This is a genomic window from Enterocloster lavalensis (genome assembly GCF_046603895.1).
Taxonomy (GTDB): domain Bacteria; phylum Bacillota; class Clostridia; order Lachnospirales; family Lachnospiraceae; genus Enterocloster; species Enterocloster lavalensis.
Map to the genome: position 1 here is coordinate 6,089,512 of NZ_CP176637.1, position 21,662 is coordinate 6,111,173.

General features: G+C 57.2%; 15 protein-coding genes and 2 pseudogenes. 16 read left to right on the forward strand and 1 reads right to left on the reverse strand.

Annotated elements, in window-relative coordinates; translation table 11 throughout:
- Positions 1-2 precede the first annotated feature (2 nt).
- Positions 3-1,619 carry a response regulator gene (locus ACK2JC_RS27335; protein WP_320937267.1) on the forward strand — a complete coding sequence of 539 codons (1,617 nt, stop codon included), beginning with the start codon at positions 3-5 and terminating at the stop codon, positions 1,617-1,619.
- Between the two features lie 81 nt (positions 1,620-1,700).
- On the opposite strand, the gene ACK2JC_RS27340 is transcribed toward ACK2JC_RS27335, so the two are convergent.
- The gene (locus ACK2JC_RS27340; RefSeq protein ID WP_320937268.1) at positions 1,701-2,783 is read right to left on the reverse strand and encodes a GntR family transcriptional regulator; all 1,083 of its coding nucleotides are present in this window, start codon (positions 2,781-2,783) and stop codon (positions 1,701-1,703) included.
- A gap of 372 nt (positions 2,784-3,155) precedes the next feature.
- On the opposite strand from ACK2JC_RS27340, the gene ACK2JC_RS27345 reads away from it, so the two are divergent.
- From ACK2JC_RS27345 to ACK2JC_RS27415, 15 genes and pseudogenes are all read left to right on the forward strand, one after another.
- On the forward strand, positions 3,156-4,241 hold the full coding sequence (locus ACK2JC_RS27345; protein WP_320937269.1) for an ABC transporter substrate-binding protein: 1,086 nt from the start codon (positions 3,156-3,158) through the stop codon (positions 4,239-4,241).
- A gap of 112 nt (positions 4,242-4,353) precedes the next feature.
- Positions 4,354-5,841, forward strand: a complete 1,488-nt coding sequence (locus ACK2JC_RS27350; RefSeq protein WP_092360981.1) for a sugar ABC transporter ATP-binding protein — start codon at positions 4,354-4,356, stop codon at positions 5,839-5,841.
- Positions 5,838-6,921, forward strand: a pseudogene (locus ACK2JC_RS27355) (ABC transporter permease). The gene ACK2JC_RS27350 and the pseudogene ACK2JC_RS27355 overlap by 4 nt, the downstream one beginning before the upstream one ends.
- 1 nt (position 6,922) lies before the next feature.
- Entirely contained in the window at positions 6,923-7,963 is a 1,041-nt protein-coding gene (locus ACK2JC_RS27360; RefSeq protein ID WP_092360815.1) for an ABC transporter permease subunit, read from the forward strand.
- 26 nt (positions 7,964-7,989) lie between these two features.
- The gene (gene araA, locus ACK2JC_RS27365; protein WP_118754005.1) at positions 7,990-9,489 is read left to right on the forward strand and encodes an L-arabinose isomerase; all 1,500 of its coding nucleotides are present in this window, start codon (positions 7,990-7,992) and stop codon (positions 9,487-9,489) included.
- Between the two features lie 15 nt (positions 9,490-9,504).
- Complete coding sequence (locus ACK2JC_RS27370; RefSeq protein ID WP_320937270.1) at positions 9,505-11,112, forward strand: FGGY-family carbohydrate kinase; 1,608 nt, start codon at positions 9,505-9,507, stop codon at positions 11,110-11,112.
- 13 nt (positions 11,113-11,125) lie between these two features.
- Positions 11,126-11,344, forward strand: a pseudogene (locus ACK2JC_RS27375) (class II aldolase/adducin family protein); the annotation flags it as partial.
- A gap of 151 nt (positions 11,345-11,495) precedes the next feature.
- Positions 11,496-12,962 carry a tRNA (N6-isopentenyl adenosine(37)-C2)-methylthiotransferase MiaB gene (miaB, locus tag ACK2JC_RS27380; protein WP_107434761.1) on the forward strand — a complete coding sequence of 489 codons (1,467 nt, stop codon included), beginning with the start codon at positions 11,496-11,498 and terminating at the stop codon, positions 12,960-12,962.
- Between the two features lie 78 nt (positions 12,963-13,040).
- A complete protein-coding gene (mutS, locus tag ACK2JC_RS27385; RefSeq protein WP_320937272.1) occupies positions 13,041-15,683 on the forward strand; it encodes a DNA mismatch repair protein MutS in 2,643 nt (880 codons plus the stop codon).
- A 15-nt stretch (positions 15,684-15,698) separates the two neighbouring features.
- Entirely contained in the window at positions 15,699-16,463 is a 765-nt protein-coding gene (gene trmD, locus ACK2JC_RS27390; RefSeq protein ID WP_092360809.1) for a tRNA (guanosine(37)-N1)-methyltransferase TrmD, read from the forward strand.
- Positions 16,464-16,573: 110 nt separating this feature from the next.
- Positions 16,574-17,857: an HlyC/CorC family transporter gene (locus tag ACK2JC_RS27395; RefSeq protein WP_092360808.1), complete on the forward strand. Its 1,284-nt coding sequence runs from the start codon at positions 16,574-16,576 to the stop codon at positions 17,855-17,857.
- A 147-nt stretch (positions 17,858-18,004) separates the two neighbouring features.
- A complete protein-coding gene (rplS, locus tag ACK2JC_RS27400) occupies positions 18,005-18,352 on the forward strand; it encodes a 50S ribosomal protein L19 (RefSeq protein WP_024734791.1) in 348 nt (115 codons plus the stop codon).
- Positions 18,353-18,590: 238 nt separating this feature from the next.
- Positions 18,591-19,127: a signal peptidase I gene (gene lepB, locus ACK2JC_RS27405; protein ID WP_264477310.1), complete on the forward strand. Its 537-nt coding sequence runs from the start codon at positions 18,591-18,593 to the stop codon at positions 19,125-19,127.
- Between the two features lie 35 nt (positions 19,128-19,162).
- Positions 19,163-20,062 carry a ribosome biogenesis GTPase YlqF gene (gene ylqF, locus ACK2JC_RS27410; protein ID WP_107434759.1) on the forward strand — a complete coding sequence of 300 codons (900 nt, stop codon included), beginning with the start codon at positions 19,163-19,165 and terminating at the stop codon, positions 20,060-20,062.
- Entirely contained in the window at positions 20,040-20,705 is a 666-nt protein-coding gene (locus ACK2JC_RS27415) for a ribonuclease HII (protein WP_368274790.1), read from the forward strand. Before ylqF ends, ACK2JC_RS27415 begins: the two co-directional genes overlap by 23 nt.
- Positions 20,706-21,662: the final 957 nt, after the last annotated feature.

Sequence of the window (21,662 nt, forward strand, 5' to 3'; positions counted from 1 at the left end):
GTATGTTAAAAGTATTTCTGGTTGAGGACGAGCGCGTCATACGGGAGGGATTCCGGGATCGAATACCATGGGAACAGTACGGCTTCCGGCTGGTAGGGGAAGCAAACGACGGGGAGATGGCCCTGCCGCTGATCCGGAAGTTGAAGCCCGACGTGCTGATCACGGACATCAAGATGCCCTTTATGGACGGTTTATCCCTGCGTGAGATCGTCAAGGAAGAATTTCCTAAAATCAAGATCATTATCATCAGCGGGTACGACGATTTTGAGTACGCCCGCCAGGCGATCAAAGCGGGGGTGGACCAGTATCTGTTAAAGCCGGTGACGCGGATGACCCTGCGCAACGTGCTGCTGGAGTTGAAGGAAAAAATCGAGCAGGATATGGAACAGAAGGATTATCAGACCCGGTACCGGGACGAGGTGCGGGAGTTCGAGCAGTTTTCCCTGCGGAGGTTTTTTGAGAAGCTTCTGGACGGAACTCTCTCCGTGAAGGAGATTTACGAGGAGGCGGCCGCCCGCTCCCTGCAGCTTACAGCCCCCTGTTACAACCTGCTGCTTTTCTCCATCTACGAGAAGGGGGAGCGGCCGGCCAGCGGGGCCGGGGAGCAGCTGATCCGCAGGCAGGAGGAGGTGTTTCACTTTTTCCTGCGGCACCCCCAGTATATCCTGTTCCGCCTGAACATCGACAGCTACGGGGTTCTGATCAAGTCGGAGCCGTGGCAGATGGAAGAGTTGGTGGAGAACAGCCTGGCCCATTTCAAAAAGGTCTGCGGGCCGGAGGAGTCCCGGCTGGAGTGGTACGTTGCGGTGGGATCGGCGGTGGAGCGCTTAAGTCTGCTGCCCCAGTGCTACCGCGGGGTGAACCACTATTTTGCCTACCTCTTTATCCTCCCGGGCCTGCACATTCTATCGGGCACCACCCTGCCGGACCATCTGCCGGAGCAGGAGGAGACGAGCATTGGGTCCGTGGACTTTCTGCAGATGGACCCGGAAATTATCCGGGATTTCCTGGCACGCGGAGGTGAGAAGGAAATCCACGATTTTGTGGAGGCCTACCTTGAAAATATCCGAAACGCTTTAAAATCCAGGATGTTCCGCAGCTATGTGATCCTCAACATCCGCTTTGCGGTGGTGGCGTTTCTGGAGTCCATCGGCGCAGAGCAGGCGGAATATCTGGAGGAGATTGAAAACGCCGTGCGCCTGATCCGCAATGAGGACACGGAGGTATTTGAGTATTTCGTGGACATGCTGGGGACCGCTATGGGCATCCGCGACCGGATCAACAGCTATCAGGGCGGGAAAATGCTGAAAAAGGCTCTGGAATACATTGACGCCAACTACGACAGGGACGCTCTGTCCCTCAATCTGGTGGCCGAGCAGACCGGCATGAGCGCCAACTACCTCAGCGCCATCTTCAGCCAGAGCATGCAGAAAACCTTTGTGGAGTACGTGACGGAGAAGCGCATCGAGAAGGCCAAAAAGCTGTTAAAGCAGACGGACAAGACCTCCGGCGAGATCGCCAAAGAGGTGGGGTACAAGGATTCCCACTATTTCAGCTTCGTGTTCAAAAAACTTCAGGACTGCAGCCCAAGGGAATACCGCGGGGAAAAGAAGCGCTGAGGTTTTCTGTGACGTTTGCTGCGCTCCGCTCACAAACAACACCTCGCGGGATATTACCTGTGAACAGTGAGGCGCTGAGCGCTACGCCTGCGTCTGCGTGCTCTCCTTCAGATTCAGCTTCCAGCGGGCTTCCTGTGATGAGACGGGTTGCCCGCTTAACTGACGGATCATCGCCTCCGCGGCCCGGGTGCCCATCTCGTGGGGCTGGTGGGAGAGGGTGGTCACCGTCAAAATGTCGGAGTTGCTGAAATAGGTGTTGTCGAAGGCGGTGATGGCCATGCCGGAGGGCAGCTCGTAGCCTGCCAGGAGCAGCTCGTCCACCAGATAATAGGCGATGATATCGTTGTAGCAGACCACGGCGGTGCAGCCGGATAAGCAGTCCGCTACCATGTTCCGCAAAAACCGCGTGTCCCTGCTGTGGAGCAGCCGGTCCAGCTCGCGGGAGCCGTACCAAAAGACCCGCTCATCGGAGAGGGGCAGGCCCAGATCCCGCATGGCCTCCATGTAGCCCTGATACCGCTCGACGCCCTGCATGTCGTCCGCCTTGAAGATACCGCCGATTTCCCGGTGTCCCTGGGCGGCCAGATACTGGACTAAAAGGGTGCTTCCGTAATAATTGTCGTCCTTGACGCACAGGCAGTCCGGCAGGGCTGGGTAGTAGTTGAACAGGAACACAATGCGGCAGCCGGTTTTCATCAGCCTGCGGTACAGGTCCAGGTTCGGATTGGGCAGCGCGCTTTTGGAGCCCTCCACGATGAGGCCGCGCGGGGGATTTTTCAGAAGGGACAGCAGGATTTCCCGTTCCCTGGAAACGCTGTTGTCCGTGGTGAAAATCCGGTCGGTAAAGCCTGCCGGGGAGAGGATGCCGCGGATATCGGTGATCACGCCCGGGTAAATGTACTCCTGGTCGCTTGAGATCAGGATGCCGATGACATTTCCCTGGGGCTTGGCCGAGCGGCCCGTGATGTAGTAGCCGCTTCCCTGTTTTCCTGCAATCACCCCCTTCTGCTCCAGCAGCTTTAGTGCCGTGCGCACGGTCTGCCGGCTCACGCGGTACCGGTCGCAGAGCTCCTGTTCCGTGGGCAGCTTGTGAATTCCCTTCTGAATCTGCCGTTCTATCATCAGTTCCAAACGTTCCGCAACCCAGCGGTATTTAATCGCCATGGGGCACCTCCTCATTCATATTAAAAAATCGCACAAATTCTCCCTGGTTCAAACGTAAAAATTGTATACCTGTCATAAAAAAACTGCGTTTCCGGCCGGAAACGTCAAGATGCACAAGGGCAAAATTCCTCGTTTCCGCGGTAAAACCGGCGGAAATCTAAAAATTTTCAACCATTCCGGTAAAAAAATCACACCAGACCTAAATTTGTATTTTAATTGAATTATATCATGCTGAATTTGTATTGTAAAGAACTTACAAACCGCGTATATAAGGGAAAAACTGAATTGAAACAAGTGCTCCTCCCTGCTAAGATTGAGTCATAAGGAAACAGCAGTTTTAAGTCAAAAAAATATAAAAGCGGAGGTAGTAAAATGAAAAAGAAAGCTCTTGTTACAATGTTGGCAGTATCCATGATGGCGGCAGGGCTGGCGGGCTGCGGCGGCTCCACCACGGCGGCTACACAGGCTGCGGCCACCACCACGGCAGCGGCTGCGGAGGCTGCGGCCACCGAGGCCACTGAAGCCAAATCCGAGGCGGCCACCGAGGCCGAGAAGGCTCCCGCGGCGGCCGACGGAGAGTTGATCCGGGTGGGAATCATCAACAACGACCCCAACGAGTCCGGATACCGGACCGCCAACGACGCGGACATGAAGGCGATGTTTACCAAGGAAAACGGCTATGACGCCTCCTTTGCCTACAGCCTGAAAAACGACGAGCAGATTACGGCGGCTCAGAAATTCATCCAGGACGAGGTGGATTACCTGCTTCTGTCTGCGGCGGATACCTCCGGCTGGGACAGCGTGCTCAAGGATGCCCAGGACGCAGGCATCGGCGTGATCCTTTTTGACCGCACCATCGACGCCAGCGACGACCTCTATCTGGCCTCCATCGTGTCCGACATGAACAAAGAGGGCGAGACCGCTGTGAACTGGCTGGCCGGACAGGGCCTGGAAGAGTACAACATCATCCACATCCAGGGCGTGATGGGCTCCGCCGCGCAGCAGGGAAGAACCGGCGCGCTGGACGCCAAGGTGGCTGCCGAGGCTTCCTGGAATCTGGTAACCCAGCAGACCGCTGAGTGGAACTCCGAGAAGGCGCAGCAGATCGTGCAGTCCGTCATCGATTCCGGCACCAGCTTCAACGTGATCTACGCTGAGAACGACGACATGGCCAAGGGCGCTGTGGCGGCTCTGGACAAAGCCAACATCTCCCACGGCGTGGGCAAGGACGTGATCGTGATGGGATTTGACTGCAACAAGTGGGCCCTTCAGGAGCTGCTGGACCAGAACTGGAACTACGACGGACAGTGCAACCCCTTCCAGGCCTCCTATATCGATGAGATCATCAAGAAGGTGCAGAACGGCGAGGAACTGACCGAAAAGACCATCATCATGGATGAGAAGGGCTTCGACGCCACCACCATCACGGCGGACGACGTGGAAAAATACGGGATCTAGGAACCAGTTATCCGGGAGTTTCTGTGATCGAAAACTGAAAGAGCGCGCTTACGCGCTCTTTCCCCATAAAAAGGAGTGAATATCGCTGGTGAAAGAGAATTCTGTACTGGAAATGAGAAATATACACAAGAGCTTTCCGGGGGTGCGCGCCCTGCAGGCGGTGGATTTTACACTGTGCGAGGGGGAAATCCACGCGCTGATGGGCGAAAACGGCGCGGGCAAGTCCACGCTGATCAAGGTGCTCACCGGCGTTTATGAGAAAGACGAGGGCGAGATCTATCTGAAGGGCCTGGACAAAGCGGCGGCGATCAAGTCCCCCAAGGATGCCCAGAACTTAGGGATCAGCACGGTGTACCAGGAAATTACCCTGTGTCCCAACCTCACGGTGGCGGAGAACATGTACATCGGCCGCGGAAAAAACCGGATTATGGACTGGAAGAAGGTCAACGAGGATGCGGACCGGATTCTCCAGAATCTGGGAATACCGGCGCGGGCGCAGCAGCAGCTGTCCGACTGCTCCATCGCGATCCAGCAGATGGTAGCCATTGCCCGGGCGGTCGATATGGATTGCAAGGTGTTGATCCTGGATGAACCCACCTCCTCCTTAGACGAGTCGGAGGTGGAAAAACTCTTCGGGCTCATGCGGGACCTGCGGGCCAGAGGCGTGGGCATTATCTTTGTCACCCATTTTCTGGACCAGGTCTACGAGGTATGCGACAAGATCACGGTCCTGCGGGACGGCCAGCTGGTGGGAGAGTACGTTATCGAGGAGCTTCCGCGGGTGAAGCTGGTGGCGAAGATGCTGGGCAAAGAGCTGAACGACCTGGAAAATATCAAGGAGAAGGCAGAGGGGTATTCCGGAGCAAAGGAGCGCGTGCTGGAGGTTTCAGGCCTGCAGAGCGACGCCGGGATCAAACCTTTCGACTTCTACATCAACAAGGGCGAGGTCAACGGTTTTACCGGGCTTTTGGGGTCCGGGCGCAGCGAATGTGTCCGCGCCATTTTCAGCGCAGACAAGGTGACGGGCGGAACGGTTAAGAAGAACGGGAAGACGGTGAAAATCACAAAACCCCTGGACGCCATGAAAAACGGGATCGCCTATCTGCCGGAGGACCGCAAAAACGACGGCATTGTGGGAGATCTCTCGGTGCGCGAGAACATTATCCTGGCGGCCCAGGTCCTGAAGGGATTTTTCAAGCCCTTCTCCAGGGCAGAGGCCAACCGGCTGGCGGAGGAATACATCAAGCTGCTGGAGATCAAGACCGCTTCCGCGGATACGCCCATCAAATCCCTTTCCGGCGGAAACCAGCAGAAGGTTATCCTGGCGCGCTGGCTTCTGACCCACCCGGAATACCTGATTCTGGATGAGCCCACCCGCGGCATCGATATCGGCACCAAGATCGAAATTCAAAAGCTGGTGCTCAAGCTGGCCGCGGAGGGGATGAGCGTGACCTTTATCTCCTCGGAGACGGATGAGATGCTCCACACCTGTTCCCGGCTGATCGTCATGCGGGACCGGAAGATGGTGGGAGAGCTCTCGGGGGATGACCTCAATCAGGTGAAAATTATGGAGACAATCGCAGGAGGTGAGATGGGATGACGGACAGGAGAAAAGCGGATGCATCCGGTGCATTTGCAGATTTATTCAGAAAACAGATTTTTATTCCCATCGCCGCGCTACTGCTCTTGACCGTGTTTAATCTGGCGGTGGACCCATCCTTTTTCAAGGTGACGCTGGGGACCAACAGCGCCGGAAATCCGGTTTTGACCGGCTATCTGATGACCATTTTGGACTACGGCTCCGAGGTCGCCATCCTGGCCATCGGCATGACCTTAGTCACAGCCGCTTCCGGGGGGGCAGGACATCAGCGTGGGCGCCGCGGTGGCCATCGCAGGTTCCGTGATCCTGCGGGTCCTGGTGGGCCTGGGCGGGGACGGCGCGCTTAAGGCCCCGATTATCGTGGGATTCCTGGCCGCCTGTCTGGTGGCGATGTTCTTCGGCGCGTTCAACGGCGTGCTGGTGGCGATCTTTAAAATCCAGCCCATGGTGGCGACCCTGATCCTTTACACGGCCGGGCGCTCCATCGCGGCCTGGATCAACAACAACGAGCTGCCCATCGTGACGGACAAAACCTTTACCTATTTCGGCGGCTTCATCCCCGGGATTCCGGTGCCCACGCCCTTTTTCCTGGCGGTGGTGTGCGTGATCATCACGATGCTGGTGCTAAAATTTACCAACCTGGGCCTGTACACCCAGGCCGTGGGAATCAACGCCAGCTCCTCACGGCTCAACGGGCTGAATCCCACCTTTATCAAGTGGCTGAGCTTTGTGATCCTGGGCCTGTGCGTGGCGGTGGTGGCCCTGATCAAGACGAGCCGCCTTTCCACCATCAACTACTCAGTGATCGCCAAGGACATCGAGATGGACGCCATCCTGGCGGTGGCCCTGGGCGGAAATGTGCTCAGCGGCGGCCGGTTCAACATTATGGCCTCCATTCTGGGCGCCTACGTGATCCAGTTTTTGACCACGACCCTTTACAAGTTCAACGTGTCCTCGGACGCGCTTCCGGCCTATAAGGCCGTGGTGGTGATCGTGTTGGTGGTGATCAGCGCGCCGGCGGTAAAAGAGAAACTTTCGGGCCTTGGGAAGAGACTTACAAAGCAGAGGGAGGTCGCTTGATATGGTAAAAATGAAAAATGCGGGCGGCGGGGCGCAGCCCGGCCGGACCAACCGGCTGACGGACACGAATTTGCTTCTGGCCATCACGGTTGTGGTATTCCTGGTCATGTACATCGGAGCGATGCTGTTTCTGAAGAAAGGCTTTTTGAAGCCCCAGACGTTCTTTAACATTCTCAACGCCAACGCGGCCCTGATCATCACCTCCTGCGGCATGAGCCTGGTGATGATCACCGGCGGGATCGATATCTCCGTGGGCGGCGTGGTGGCCCTGGTCAGCATGAGCTGCGCCGTGTATCTGGACTATCACGGGGGCAGCCTGATCACATCGCTGCTTATCGCCCTGGGAATCGGCCTGGCCTTTGGCGCGGTGCAGGGCTTTCTGGTGGCGTACCTGGATATTCAGCCCTTTATTGTTTCCCTGGCAGGCATGTTCTTTGCCCGGGGCATGACGACCATCGTCCACACGGCCCCCTTTAACGTGGCAAATGAGGCCTTCGTGGGGTTAAAGGACACCCGGATCAATGTGCCGGGTCTGGGTACGGTCAACAAACTGGGAAAATATGTAAATGCCTATGTGGAAATCGGCGTGATCGTGGCGCTTTTGATTGTGGTGATCCTGTTCTGTGTGTTAAAATGGACGAAACTGGGCCGCAATTTCTACGCGGTGGGCGGCAACCGGCAGAGCGCCCTGATGCTGGGCGTGGACGTGAAGAGAACCCGGTTTTTATCCCATCTTTTCTGCGGGCTTCTGGCCGGAATCGGCGGATACGTCTATTTCCTCCACGTGGGGTCCGGCTCCGCCTCCCACGCCATGGGCATGGAGATGAACGCCATCGCCTCCTCCATCATCGGCGGGACCCTGCTGACCGGCGGCGTTGGCAATATTTTCGGAACCTTTGTGGGCGTGCTGTCGCTGAGTACGATTCAGAACATCGTATCCTCCATCGGCCTTGACCAGGCCTGGTGGACGGGAATCACCGTGGCGGCCATGCTTTGCCTGTTCCTTGTGATCCAGAGCGTCATTCTGGCCCGCAAGCGCTGAAATGAGATCGAAAAGGAGAATCTATCATGCTGAATGCGAAAAAATATGAATTTTGGTTTTGCACCGGGTCCCAGGACCTGTACGGGGACGAGTGCCTGGCCCATGTGGCGGAGCACTCCTGGATCATCGTGGATGAGCTCAACCGTTCCGGCAATCTTCCCTTTGAGGTGGTCTTAAAGCCCACGCTCATCACCAACGAGCTGATCCGCAAGACCTTAAACGAGGCCAACAACGACGAAAACTGCGCGGGTGTGATCACCTGGATGCACACCTTTTCCCCGGCCAAATCCTGGATTTTGGGACTTCAGGAGTACCGCAAGCCCCTGCTGCACCTGCATACCCAGTTCAACCGCGAGATCCCCTACGACACCATTGACATGGACTTCATGAACGAAAATCAGGCGGCCCACGGGGACCGGGAGTACGGCCACATCTTCACCCGGCTGGGTATGGAGCGCAAGGTGGTGATGGGCTACTGGGCGGACGCGGATGTTCAGGGCAGAATCGCGGCCTGGATGCGCACCGCGGTGGGCGTGATCGAGAGCAGCCACGTCCGGGTGATGCGTATCGCGGACAATATGCGCAACGTAGCCGTCACCGAGGGCGACAAGGTGGAGGCTCAGATCAAATTCGGCTGGGAGGTGGACGCCTACCCGGTGACGGAGATCGCGGAGGCGGTCGCGGCGGTGTCCCAGAGCGACATCAACGCCCTGGTGGATGAATATTACGGAAAGTACCAGATTCTCACCGAGGGGCGGGACGCCGGGGAATTCAGGCGGCACGTGGCGGTTCAGGCGGGCATCGAGCTGGGTTTTGAGCGTTTCCTGGAGGAGAAGAACTATCAGGCTATCGTGACCCACTTCGGCGACCTGGGCAGTTTAAAACAGCTTCCGGGGCTGGCGATCCAGCGTCTGATGGAAAAGGGCTATGGCTTCGGCGCTGAGGGCGACTGGAAAACGGCCGCCATGGTGCGCATCATGAAGATCATGACCGGCGGAATGAAGGAGACCAAGGGCACCTCCTTTATGGAGGATTACACCTATAACCTGGTGCCCGGCAGGGAAGGCATTTTGCAGGCCCACATGCTGGAGGTGTGTCCCACCATCGCCGACGGAGCGGTGGGCATCAAGGTGCAGCCCCTGTCCATGGGCGACCGCGAGGACCCGGCCCGCCTGGTGTTCACCGCCAAGGAAGGTCCGGCCATCGCCACCTCCCTGATCGACCTGGGAGACCGGTTCCGCCTGATCATCAACAATGTGGACTGTAAAAAAACGGAAAAACCCATGCCCAAGCTTCCGGTGGCCACCGCCTTCTGGACTCCGCAGCCGGATCTTCGCACCGGAGCCGAGGCCTGGATCATCGCCGGAGGCGCCCACCACACGGCCTTCACCTACGATCTCACGGCGGAGCAGATGGGCGACTGGGCCGGGGCCATGGGCATCGAGGCGGTTTACATCGACGAAACGACCACCATCCGCCAGCTGAAGAACGAGCTGCGGTGGAACAGCGTGGCCTACAGAAAATAGTTGAAGGAGAGAGACATGAAAACGCAGAGAGAAATCATTGAAAGCGGAAACGCGGTCCTCGGCATCGAATTCGGTTCCACCAGAATCAAGGCGGTTCTGATCGGAGCGGACGGCGCGCCCCTCGCCTCCGGCAGCCACGAGTGGGAGAACCGGCTGGAAAACGGCTTCTGGACCTACCCGCTGGATGCGGTCTGGGCGGGGCTTCAGGACTGTTACGCCGGCTTAGTCCGGGACGTCCGCTCCAAATACGGCGTGGGAATCAAGCGGCTGGCCGCCATCGGATTCTCCGCCATGATGCACGGCTACCTGGCCTTTGGCGGGGAGGGAGAGCTGCTGACGCCCTTCCGCACCTGGCGCAACGGCACCACCGGACCTGCCGCCTCTGCGCTGACGGAGCTGTTTCACTACAACATCCCCCAGAGATGGAGCATCGCCCACCTGTACCAGGCCATCTTAAACCGGGAAGAACACGTGCCCGGGATCCGTTACATGACGACCCTGGCCGGTTACGTCCACTGGCGCTTGACCGGCCGCAAGGTGCTGGGCGTGGGCGACGCCTCCGGCATGTTCCCCATCGACACCCGCACCCAAAACTACGACGCTGTCATGCTGGAGAAATTTGACGCCCTGACCGCGCCCGAAAACTACCCCTGGAAGCTGCCGGAGATTCTCCCGCAAGTCCTTCCGGCCGGAGCTCCGGCGGGCCGCCTCACCGGGGAGGGGGCCCGGCTCCTGGATACCAGTGGACAGCTGGAAGCCGGAATCCCCCTGTGTCCCCCCGAGGGCGACGCGGGAACCGGCATGACGGCCACCAACAGCGTGGCCAAATGCACGGGCAACGTGTCCGCCGGAACCTCCGCCTTCGTCATGGTGGTTCTGGAGCAGGAACTGAAAAAAATCCACCCGGAGATCGACCTGGTGACCACGCCGGACGGCAGCCTGGTGGGAATGGTGCACGCCAACAACTGCACCTCGGACATCAACGGCTGGGCCGGTTTATTCCGGGAGTTCGCCGCCGGGCTGGGCGTGCAGGTGGACCCGGACCAGCTCTATTCCACCCTCTACACCAAGGCCCTGGAGGGAGAGGACGACTGCGGAGGCCTGCTGTCCTACGGCTATCTGTCCGGTGAAAACCTGGTGGACGTGTCCGAGGGCCGCCCCATGGTTCTTCGCACGCCGGAGAGCCGTTTCACCCTGGCCAACTTCATGCGCGCCCACCTCTACGGAGCCGTGGCAGCGCTGAAAATCGGAATGGACATCCTGGTCAAGGAAGAGCAGGTGCAGGTGGATCAGATTTACGGCCATGGCGGCTTCTTCAAAACGCCCCTCGCAGGCCAGCGCATCATGGCCGCCGCCATGGGCGCCAAAATCTCCGTCCTGGAAACCGCCGGCGAAGGCGGCCCCTGGGGAATGGCCCTCTTAGCCGCCTACATGAACGGCAGGGAGGAAGGCCAGAGCCTCCAGGACTACCTGGCCTCCCGCATCTTCAAAAACAGCCATAGCGTAACCGTGTCCCCCCTGGAAACCGACATGGAAGGCTTTGAAACCTATATCGAACGTTTCAAAAACTGCCTCCCCCTCCAGCGGGCGGCCGCCCAATACCTCACCACCCCAACCCCCTGAAAGGAGGCCCCCAATGCTAGAATCCCTCAAAAAGCAAGTCTACGAAGCAAACATGCAGCTGCCCGCCCACGGCCTCGTCACCTTCACCTGGGGCAACGTGAGCGCCATTGACCGCGAGAGCGGCCTTTTCATCATCAAACCCAGCGGAGTCGATTACGACAAGCTGACGCCCGAGAGCATGGTGGTCATGGACCTCAACATGAACAAAATCGAGGGCGACTTAAACCCGTCCCCCTGCCTCTCACGAACGGAATCCCAAACCGAATCACCCCCCAAAACCAGTTGACTTCCACCCAATTTTAAAGTAAAATTCAACTGTCAATCCAAAATTACACTTGGCTGGACCGTGTGGTCCAGCCTCCTATACGTTAAGGAGCATATAAATGGAACCAACCACTATCACGATAAATGGGACGCCTGAGTCCCCTGCCGCAGCCCCGATTCAGGAACCCCAGCGCCAGCAATACTACATGGAAAAAGCCCGCAAACAGCTGTCCGCTTTTTCTACCGCCCTGGGCCGTCCCCTCACCTGCTGTATCAATACCTTTGGCTGCCAGATGAACGCCAGAGACTCCGAAAAACTCCTCGGCATCCTGGAATCCATCGGCTACCAAGCCACGGACTCCGAGCACGCCGATTTCGTGCTCTACAACACCTGCACCGTGCGCGAAAACGCCAACCAGCGCGTGTACGGCCGTCTGGGCCAGCTGGGGGCCTACAAGAAGAAAAATCCCCACATGATGATCGCCCTGTGCGGCTGCATGATGCAGGAGCCGGAGGTGGTGGAGCGCATCAAAACCAGCTACCACTTCGTGGATCTGATATTCGGCACTCACAACATTTTCAAGCTGGCGGAGCTGGTGAGCACCTGCCTGGACACCCGGCAGGAGAAAAAGCACCGGACCGTGATCGACATCTGGAAGGACACGGACAAGATCGTGGAGGACCTGCCGGTGGAGCGCAAATACCCCTTCAAATCCGGCGTCAACGTGATATTTGGCTGCAACAACTTCTGCAGCTACTGTATTGTCCCCTACGTGCGCGGCCGGGAGAGAAGCCGCAGGCCGGAGGAGATTTTAAAAGAAGTCAAAAGGCTGGCGGCCGACGGCGTGGTGGAGATCATGCTGCTGGGCCAGAACGTCAACTCCTACGGCAAAAACCTGGAGGAGCCCATGACCTTCGCCCAGCTTCTGCGTGAGGTGGAGAAAATTGACGGCATCGAGCGCATCCGCTTTATGACCTCCCATCCAAAGGACCTCTCCGACGAGCTGATCGAGGTGATGTCCCAGTCCAAAAAAATCTGCCGCCACCTGCATTTGCCCCTGCAGTCCGGCAGCAGCCGCATCTTAAAAGAGATGAACCGCCGTTACACCAAGGAGCAGTACCTGACGCTGGCCGAGAAGATCAAGGCCGCTGTGCCGGGGATCTCCCTGACCACGGACATCATTGTGGGCTTCCCCGGGGAGACGGAGGAGGACTTTTTGGAGACCATGGACGTGGTGCGGCGGGTGGAATTTGACAGCGCATTTACGTTCATCTACTCCAAGCGCACGGGCACCCCTGCCGCTTCCATGGAGAACCAGGTGCCCGAGGACGTGGTTAAGGAACGTTTCGACCGGCTGTTAAACGAGGTCCAGTCCATCTCCGCTAAAATCTGTGGCCGCGACGTGCACACGGTGCAGCAGGTTCTGGTGGAGGAGGAGAACGACCACACGCCTGGTTACATGACCGGGCGGCTTTCCAACAATACGGTGGTCCATTTCCCGGGGGATCCGTCCATGATCGGAAAGCTGATGGATGTGTATTTGGAGGAGAGCAAAGGATTTTACTACATGGCCCGTCCGGTTTAAAACCGGTCCGGCAACCGATAAAATGGAAAATTACGAGAGAAGAGAGGCATAAAGTTGGTACAGTCACAATTATCCCCGATGATGCAGCACTACATGGAGACCAAGAAACAGTATCCGGACTGTGTTCTGTTCTACCGTCTGGGCGACTTTTACGAGATGTTTTTTGACGATGCGCTGACCGTATCGAAGGAACTGGAGATCACGCTCACCGGGAAGGAGTGCGGCCTGCCGGAGCGCGCGCCCATGTGCGGCGTGCCCTTCCACGCGGTGGACTCCTATTTAAACCGCCTGGTGCAGAAGGGCTACAAGGTGGCAATCGCCGAGCAGATGGAGGACCCCAAGCAGGCCAAGGGTCTGGTGAAGCGGGAGGTCATCCGGGTGGTGACGCCGGGAACTATCACCAGCGCCCAGGCTCTGGACGAGACCAAGAACAACTACCTGATGGGCATCGTGTGCACGGACGGCGGCTACGGCGTGTCCACGGCCGACATCAGCACCGGGGATTTCCTGGTGACCGAGGTGTCCACGGACCGGGAGCTGTTCGACGAGATCAATAAGTTTTCGCCCTCGGAGATCATTTGCAACAACGCCTTTTACGTGTCCGGCGTGGACATCGAGGAGCTGAAGAACCGCTACCACGTGGCGGTTTCCGCTCTGGACAGCCACTTTTTCGGGGAGGAGTCCTGCCACAAGGTGTTAAAGGAGCATTTCCGGGTGGGATCCCTTTCCGGGCTGGGACTGGAGGACTACGGCACCGGAATCATCGCCGCCGGAGCGGTGATGCAGTACATGTACGAGACCCAGAAGAGCACCCTGGAGCACATCACCACCATCAAGCCCTATTCCACCGGCCAGTTCATGATCATCGACACCTCCACCAGGCGGAACCTGGAGCTGGTGGAGACCATGCGGGAGAAGCAGAAGCGGGGGACCCTTTTGTGGGTTCTGGACAAGACCAAGACCGCCATGGGCGCCCGCCTGCTGAGAGCCTACATCGAACAGCCCCTGATCCACCGGGAGGAGATCATCGCCCGCCAGAGCGCGGTGGAGGAGCTGAACATGAATTACATTTCCAGGGAGGAGATCCGGGAGTATTTAAACCCCGTCTACGATCTGGAGCGCCTGATTGGGCGCATCAGCTACAAGACCGCCAATCCCAGGGACCTGATCTCCTTCTGCAATTCCCTGGAGATGCTGCCCTACATCAAACACCTTTTGGAAGAATTTTCCAGTCCGCTGTTAAAAGCTCTGGCAGATGACATGGACCCCCTGGAGGACTTATTTGAGCTGATCCGTTCCGCCATTGTGGAGGAGCCGCCCATCACCCTCAGGGAGGGCGGAATCATCCGGGACGGTTACAACGAGGAAGCGGACAAGCTGCGGGCCGCCAAGACCGAGGGCAAGACCTGGCTGGCCGAGCTGGAGGCCAGGGAGCGGGAAAAGACCGGAATCAAGGGCCTGAAGGTCAAGTTCAACAAGGTGTTCGGCTACTATTTCGAGGTGACCAACTCCTTCAAGAACATGGTGCCCGACTATTTTGTGCGTAAACAGACCCTGACCAACGCGGAGCGCTTCACCACCGACGAGTTAAAGCAGCTGGAGGAGATCATCATGGGGGCCGAGGACAAGCTGGTGTCCCTGGAGTACGATCTGTTCTGTGAAGTCCGGGACCACATCGCCTCCCAGGTGGTGCGCATCCAGAAAACCGCCAAGTCCATTGCGGGCACCGACGTGTTCTGCTCCCTGTCCACCGTGGCATCGCGGCGGAATTACGTGAAGCCCGCCATCAACGAGAAGGGCACCATTTCCATTAAAAATGGACGCCATCCGGTGGTGGAGCAGATGATGCGGGACGATTTGTTTGTGGCAAACGACACCTATCTGGACAACGGCAAGAACCGGCTGTCCGTGATCACCGGCCCCAACATGGCCGGAAAATCCACCTACATGCGCCAGGTTGCCCTGATCGTGCTCATGGCCCAGCTGGGCAGCTTCGTGCCCGCGGACGAGGCGGATATCGGTATCTGCGACCGCATCTTCACCCGGGTGGGGGCCTCCGACGACCTGGCCAGCGGCCAGAGCACCTTTATGGTGGAAATGACCGAGGTGGCCAATATTCTGCGAAACGCTACCCGCAACAGCCTGCTGGTGCTGGACGAGATCGGACGGGGAACCAGCACCTTCGACGGGCTGTCCATCGCCTGGGCGGTGATCGAGCACATTAGCAGCACCCGCCTTTTAGGGGCCAAGACGCTGTTCGCCACCCATTACCACGAGTTGACGGAGCTGGAGGGCACCATCGCCGGGGTGAAGAACTACTGCATCGCCGTCAAGGAGCAGGGGGACGACATCGTGTTCCTGCGCAAGATCGTCCGGGGCGGCGCGGACAAGAGCTACGGTATCCAGGTGGCTAAGCTGGCCGGAGTGCCGGAGTCGGTGATCCTCAGGGCCAAGGAGATCGCCGAGGAGCTGAGCAACGCTGACATTACCGCCCGGGCCAAGGAGATCGCCGAGGTCAGCGCCAACATCGCCCAGCGCAAGGTGGTGCCCAGGCCCGACGAGGTGGATATGCAGCAGCTCACCTTCTTCGACACGGTAAAGGACGACGACATTATCAAGGAACTGAGCGAGCTGGAGATCAACAGTATGACTCCGGTGGACGCCATGAATACGCTGTACCGCCTGCAGAACAAACTGAAAAACAGGTGGAAGGACAGCTGACAATCAGGAGATGCCATGAACTTTCATATATTGACACTGTTTCCCGAGATGGTGATGGGGGGCTTAAGCACCAGCATCACCGGCCGGGCCATGGAAAAGGGAATCATATCCGTGGAGGCCGTAAATATACGGGATTATTCCAAGGACAAGCACCGCCATGTGGACGACGCGCCCTACGGCGGCGGGGCCGGCATGGTCATGCAGCCGGAGCCCATCTGTGACGCCTACGAGGACCTGTGCGCCCGAACGGGCCGCAGGCCCCGGGTGATTTACATGACGCCCCAGGGCCGGGTGTTCACCCAGCAGATCGCCGAGGAGCTGGCCAAGGAGGAGGAGCTGGTGTTTCTCTGCGGCCACTACGAGGGAATTGACGAGCGGGCTCTGGAGCTGGTGGCAACGGATTACCTGTCCATCGGGGACTACGTGCTCACCGGTGGGGAGCTTCCCGCCATGGTGATGATCGACTGCATTTCCCGGCTGGTGCCCGGAGTGCTCAACAACGAGGTCAGCGCCGAGGTGGAATCCTTCCACGACAACCTGCTGGAATACCCCCAGTATACCAGACCTGAGGTGTTCAACGGGCTGGCGGTGCCGGAGGTGCTACTCAGCGGACACCACAAGAATATCGAAAAATGGCGCAGGGAGCAGTCCATAAAGCGCACCCTGGAACGCCGTCCGGACCTGCTGGAAGGGGCGAATCTCTCGAAAAAAGAGCAAAAATACCTGGAAGAGCTGATCCGGGAGCGGGAAACCGGGGAAAACGAGCCGGATAGCCATTGACAGAAAAGCGCAAATGTTGTAGAATCGGATGAAAACCACCGCCTCCGGGCGGAAAAACCTTCCCGGAAGGCCGGGATTAACAAAAATTTTGAGAATAACAGGAGTTGATGATGGACTTGTCCAGTGACACAGTAGGCATACGATTGTTTGTGATTTTGATTCTTTTGGCGCTGTCCGCCTTTTTTTCTTCCTCGGAGACAGCATTGACCACGGTCAACAAAATCCGCATCCGCAATCTGGCGGAGGCGGGAGATAAGCAGGCCGGGTACGTGATGAAGTTGGGAGAGAACCAGGCGCGCATGTTAAGCGCCATTCTGATCGGCAACAATGTGGTAAACCTGTCGGCCTCCTCCATGGTGACCGTGCTGGTGACGGACGTGTTCGGCAGCCGCTTCGCGGGGATCGCGACAGGCGTGCTGACCCTGTTGATTCTCATTTTCGGAGAGATCACGCCCAAGACCGTGGCGACACTGGAGTCCGAGCGCAACGCCCTGCGCTGCGCCCATGTGATTTATACGCTGATGATCGCCCTGACGCCCCTGATTCTGCTGGTAAACTGGATGTCCTCCGGGGTTTTAAAGCTGCTGCATGTGGATCCCAACAAGCGCAACGACGACATGACCGAGGACGAGCTGCGCACCATTGTGGAAGTGGGCCACGAAAAGGGCGTGATCGAGTCCGAAGAAAAGGAAATGATCAACAACGTGTTCGATCTGGACGACAGCGTGGCCAAGGACATCATGGTGCCCCGCATCGACATGGTGTTTGTGGACGTGGACGCCACCTACCAGAAGGTGATCGAGACCTTTCGGGAGGAGCACTACACCCGTCTGCCCGTCTACGAGGAGACTACGGACAACGTGATCGGCATCATCAATGTCAAGGATCTGCTTCTGGTGGAGGACCGGGAGCACTTTCACGTGCGCGATTATCTGCGCCAGCCCATCTACACCTACGAGTCCAAAAAGATTTCCGACCTGCTGCTGGAGCTGAGGAAAACCTCCAACAACATCGTGATCGTGCTGGACGAGTACGGTGCCACCGCGGGCCTTGCCACCCTTGAGGACATCCTGGAGGAGATCGTGGGCGATATCCGCGACGAGTACGACGGGGACGAGGAGGAAGAACTGGTGGAGGTGGCTCCCGGCGAGTATGTGGCCGAGGGCGCCATGAAGCTGGACGATTTAAACGACCGCCTGAACCTGGAGCTGGACTCCGAGGACTACGACTCCATCGGCGGCTTTATGATCGAACAGCTGGATCACCTGCCGGAGGCCGGCGAATCCATGGAATACGAGGGAATCCGCATGGTGGTGGACGCTGTGGACCGCAACCGCATCGACAAGGTCCGCATTTACCTGCCGGAAAGCGAAAAACAGCAGCAGGCTTCTTAAAAAACGCTTGCTTTTTAAGACAAGATATGGTAGAATTAATCGTTGTGACTAAGAAAGAGATGGTCCTCTGTTACAGATTGGGCGGTGAATGGGAAACTTACCGCCGGACGTATTAAGAACATCCAATATAATAAGGAGGTTCACACGATGAACGAAATTATCAAGAAGATTGAAGCAGCTCAGTTGAAGGAGAGCGTGCCGGAGTTCCACGTAGGCGACACCGTGCGCGTTTACAACAAGATCAAAGAGGGCGCTCGCGAGAGAATCCAGGTATTTGAGGGAACCGTGATCAAGAGACAGAACGGCGGCGCAAGAGAGACTTTCACCGTCCGCAAGAACTCCAACGGAATCGGCGTTGAGAAGACCTGGCCCTTACATTCCCCCAACGTAGACAACGTAGAGGTTGTCCGCAAGGGTAAAGTAAGACGCGCGAAGCTGAACTATCTGAGAGACAGAGTTGGTAAGGCTGCGAAGGTTAAAGAGTTGGTAAAATAATTGTAGTTCAGTAGGTCTGCGCACTTGCTGCGCTGACCGTACGAAAAACTAAGCTTGCAGGCAAAAGTCCCATCGACGAAGTCGATTTTAAATGGATTTTTGCTCGTATCTGTGAAGGTACTGAACAGATACAAATAATTCAGCAGTGCAGTACAAGGGACAATGAAAATTGTCCCTTTTTTGAACAGAGAACAGGTGGACGCGGTCACAGGCAGGTGGTGGTTACGTGGAATATTTTATGAATGAGGATACGGCGTGGCTCAGGCGGATTGTGCACTGGGTCGTGGACCTGGTGGTGGCGGTGGCGCTGGCGTGGTTTCTGGTGTACGGCTTCTGTGGCCAGGTGCGCATTTTAGGCAACTCCATGCAGCCGCTTCTGGACGCGGAGGACGTGGTGCTGGTCAACCGGCTGGCCTATGACCTGGGGAGTCCCCAGCGCTTCGACGTGGTGGTATTTGAGCGCGAGGACCAGCAGAAGAATGTCAAGCGGGTGATCGGACTGCCCGGCGAGACCGTACAGATCAAGGGCGGCATGGTGTTTATCGACGGCGAGCTGCTCCCCGCCGAGGACGGGCTGGAGCAGGTGTCCCTGGCCGGAATGGCGGACACGCCCATACGCCTTGGGGAGGACGAGTATTTCCTTCTGGGCGACAACCGGGACAGCAGCGAGGACAGCCGTTTCGCCAATATCGGCAATGTAAAACGCGGACAGATTCAGGGAAAGGTGTGGTTCCGAATCCTGCCCCTGCTGAAGCTGGACCTGATCCATTCCTAGTACTACAGCCGTTTTAAAGAACAGGAGAATTCAGAATGAATATACAATGGTATCCCGGACATATGACAAAGGCCAAACGGGCCATGAAAGAGGATTTAAAACTCATTGACCTGGTGATCGAGCTGGTGGATGCCCGGGTGCCGCTTTCCAGCCGCAACCCCGACATCGACGATCTGGGGGCCGGAAAGGCGCGCATCGTGCTGCTGAACAAGGCCGACCTGGCGGACGAGGCTTTAAACCGCCGCTGGGCCCAGTGGTTTACGGAGCGCGGCATGCACGTGGTGAAAATCGACGCCAGGAACAAGGGGACCTTAAAGCAGATCCAGGCGGTGGTTCAGGAGGCCTGCAAGGAGAAGATCGAGCGCGACAGGAAGCGGGGTATTTTAAACCGTCCCATCCGCGCCATGGTGGTGGGAATCCCCAACGTGGGCAAGTCCACCTTCATCAACTCCTTCGCCGGAAAGGCCTGCGCCAAGACCGGCAACAAGCCCGGCGTGACCAAGGGAAACCAGTGGATCCGCCTGAACAAGACCCTGGAGCTTTTGGACACCCCGGGAATCCTCTGGCCCAAGTTCGAGGACCAGCAGGTGGGACTGAAGCTGGCGCTGATCGGCTCCATTAACGATGAGATTTTAAACCGGGACGAGCTGGCCCTGGAGCTGGTAAGCTTCCTAAACCGCCGGTATCCCGGTGTGCTGGCGGAGCGCTATCAGCTGGAAAACGCCGGGGACTGCGACACGACCCAGGTGTTGGAGCAGGTGGCCAGACAGCGCTCCTGCCTGGCAAAGGGCGGCGAGCTGGATCTGCCCAAGGCCGCCAGACTGCTGTTGGATGACTTCCGCAGCGGACGGCTGGGACGGATCACGCTGGAGGAGCCGGAGACTGCAAAGGATAAAGGAGAGAAGGATCAGGATGGCAAGGACGTTAAGCGGTGAAAAGCTGGAAAAAGAACTGGCGCGCCTGGAGCAGATGCGGGAGTATGAGAATACCTACGCGGCCTGCGCCATGATCTGCGGCATCGACGAGGCGGGCAGAGGCCCCCTGGCAGGCCCTGTGGCCGCCGGAGCGGTGATTCTGCCAAAGGACTGCACTCTGCTGTATTTAAACGACTCCAAGAAGCTCTCGGAGAAGCGCAGGGAGGAGCTGTTCGTGCAGATCAAGGAACAGGCCGTGGCATGGTGCGTTGGCATCGTGGGGCCGGAGCGCATCGATGAGATCAACATCCTGCAGGCCACCTACGAGGCCATGCGCCAGGCTGTCGCGGGCCTCGGCGTAAAGCCGGATCTTCTGTTCAACGACGCGGTGGAGATTCCCGGCGTGGACATTATGCAGGTCCCCATCATCAAGGGGGACGCCAAGAGCGTGTCCATCGCCGCCGCCAGCATTTTAGCCAAGGTCACCAGGGACCACATGATGGTGGAGTACGACCAGCTGTTCCCGGACTACGGCTTTGCCAAACACAAGGGCTACGGCACCGCGGCCCATATCCAGGCCATTCAGGAGCTGGGGCCCTGTCCCATCCACCGACGCAGCTTTATCCGGAATATTTGGAGCGAAGAGGCTGAATCAAAAGAATAAAAAAGTGATTGACAGATTAGGATTGAGATGCTATATTCCCGTCTTTGACAGTTTGTAAATAAAAAAACTGCTGTAACCCCTTTGTTTATGGGCTTTACGGCAGTTTGTTTCCTTGTTTTATTATATAGTAATGTTTGTAGAACTGTGAATTTTTCTTAAAACACTGATACTATAAGGCTTGAGAGATTGAATGATCATGAATCAATCTCTTATGAAAATAAGTATACCACAAATTTAGAAATATCCAAGAAGTTCTAACATTACTATATATCAAAACGAAATGTTTGACACAGAAAACATAGGTTATATAAGGGGTTGAAAGACTTTTTTATTAATGCAACTGTCAAACTCCCGGCCATTCAGGAGCTGGGGCCCTGTCCCATCCACCGACGCAGCTTTATCCGGAATATTTGGAGCGAAGAGGCTGAATCAAAAGAATAAAAAAGTGATTGACAGATTAGGATTGAGATGCTATATTAATACCAGATAAAGGAAGTGCCTGTCCGGTATCTACGAGATGTTCGTAGATTTTCGTGCAGGCTTTTTTATTGCATCAATTCAGAAAACCCCGGCGCAGCCCGCGGGTTTCCGATGATAAAATTAGGGAAAGGATCATGGTGATGAGCACAAGGACAATGGAACTTACGCAGAAACAGACGAAACGCTTATGGAACAATCCGGACGCCAGATTGTTTGATTTGTCATGCCTGCGCGCAGGAGCTGTCATGCTGCTCTCTGGCGCATCTCTGTACCCTTTGGTGGATTATAATTGTTTCGCACGCAGACGAAATCCGTTTGCTTATCCGGGTCCCGGCACAGGCACGCCGTGATTGGTTAAGGAAAGGGATATTGGATCAATGCCGTCTGTCGCGAAATGAGCAGACGGCATTTTTGTATCCAAAAATAATTCCAGGCGGCTCAGGCGGCAGAGCGGCGGACAGCAGGTTCAAGTCCTGC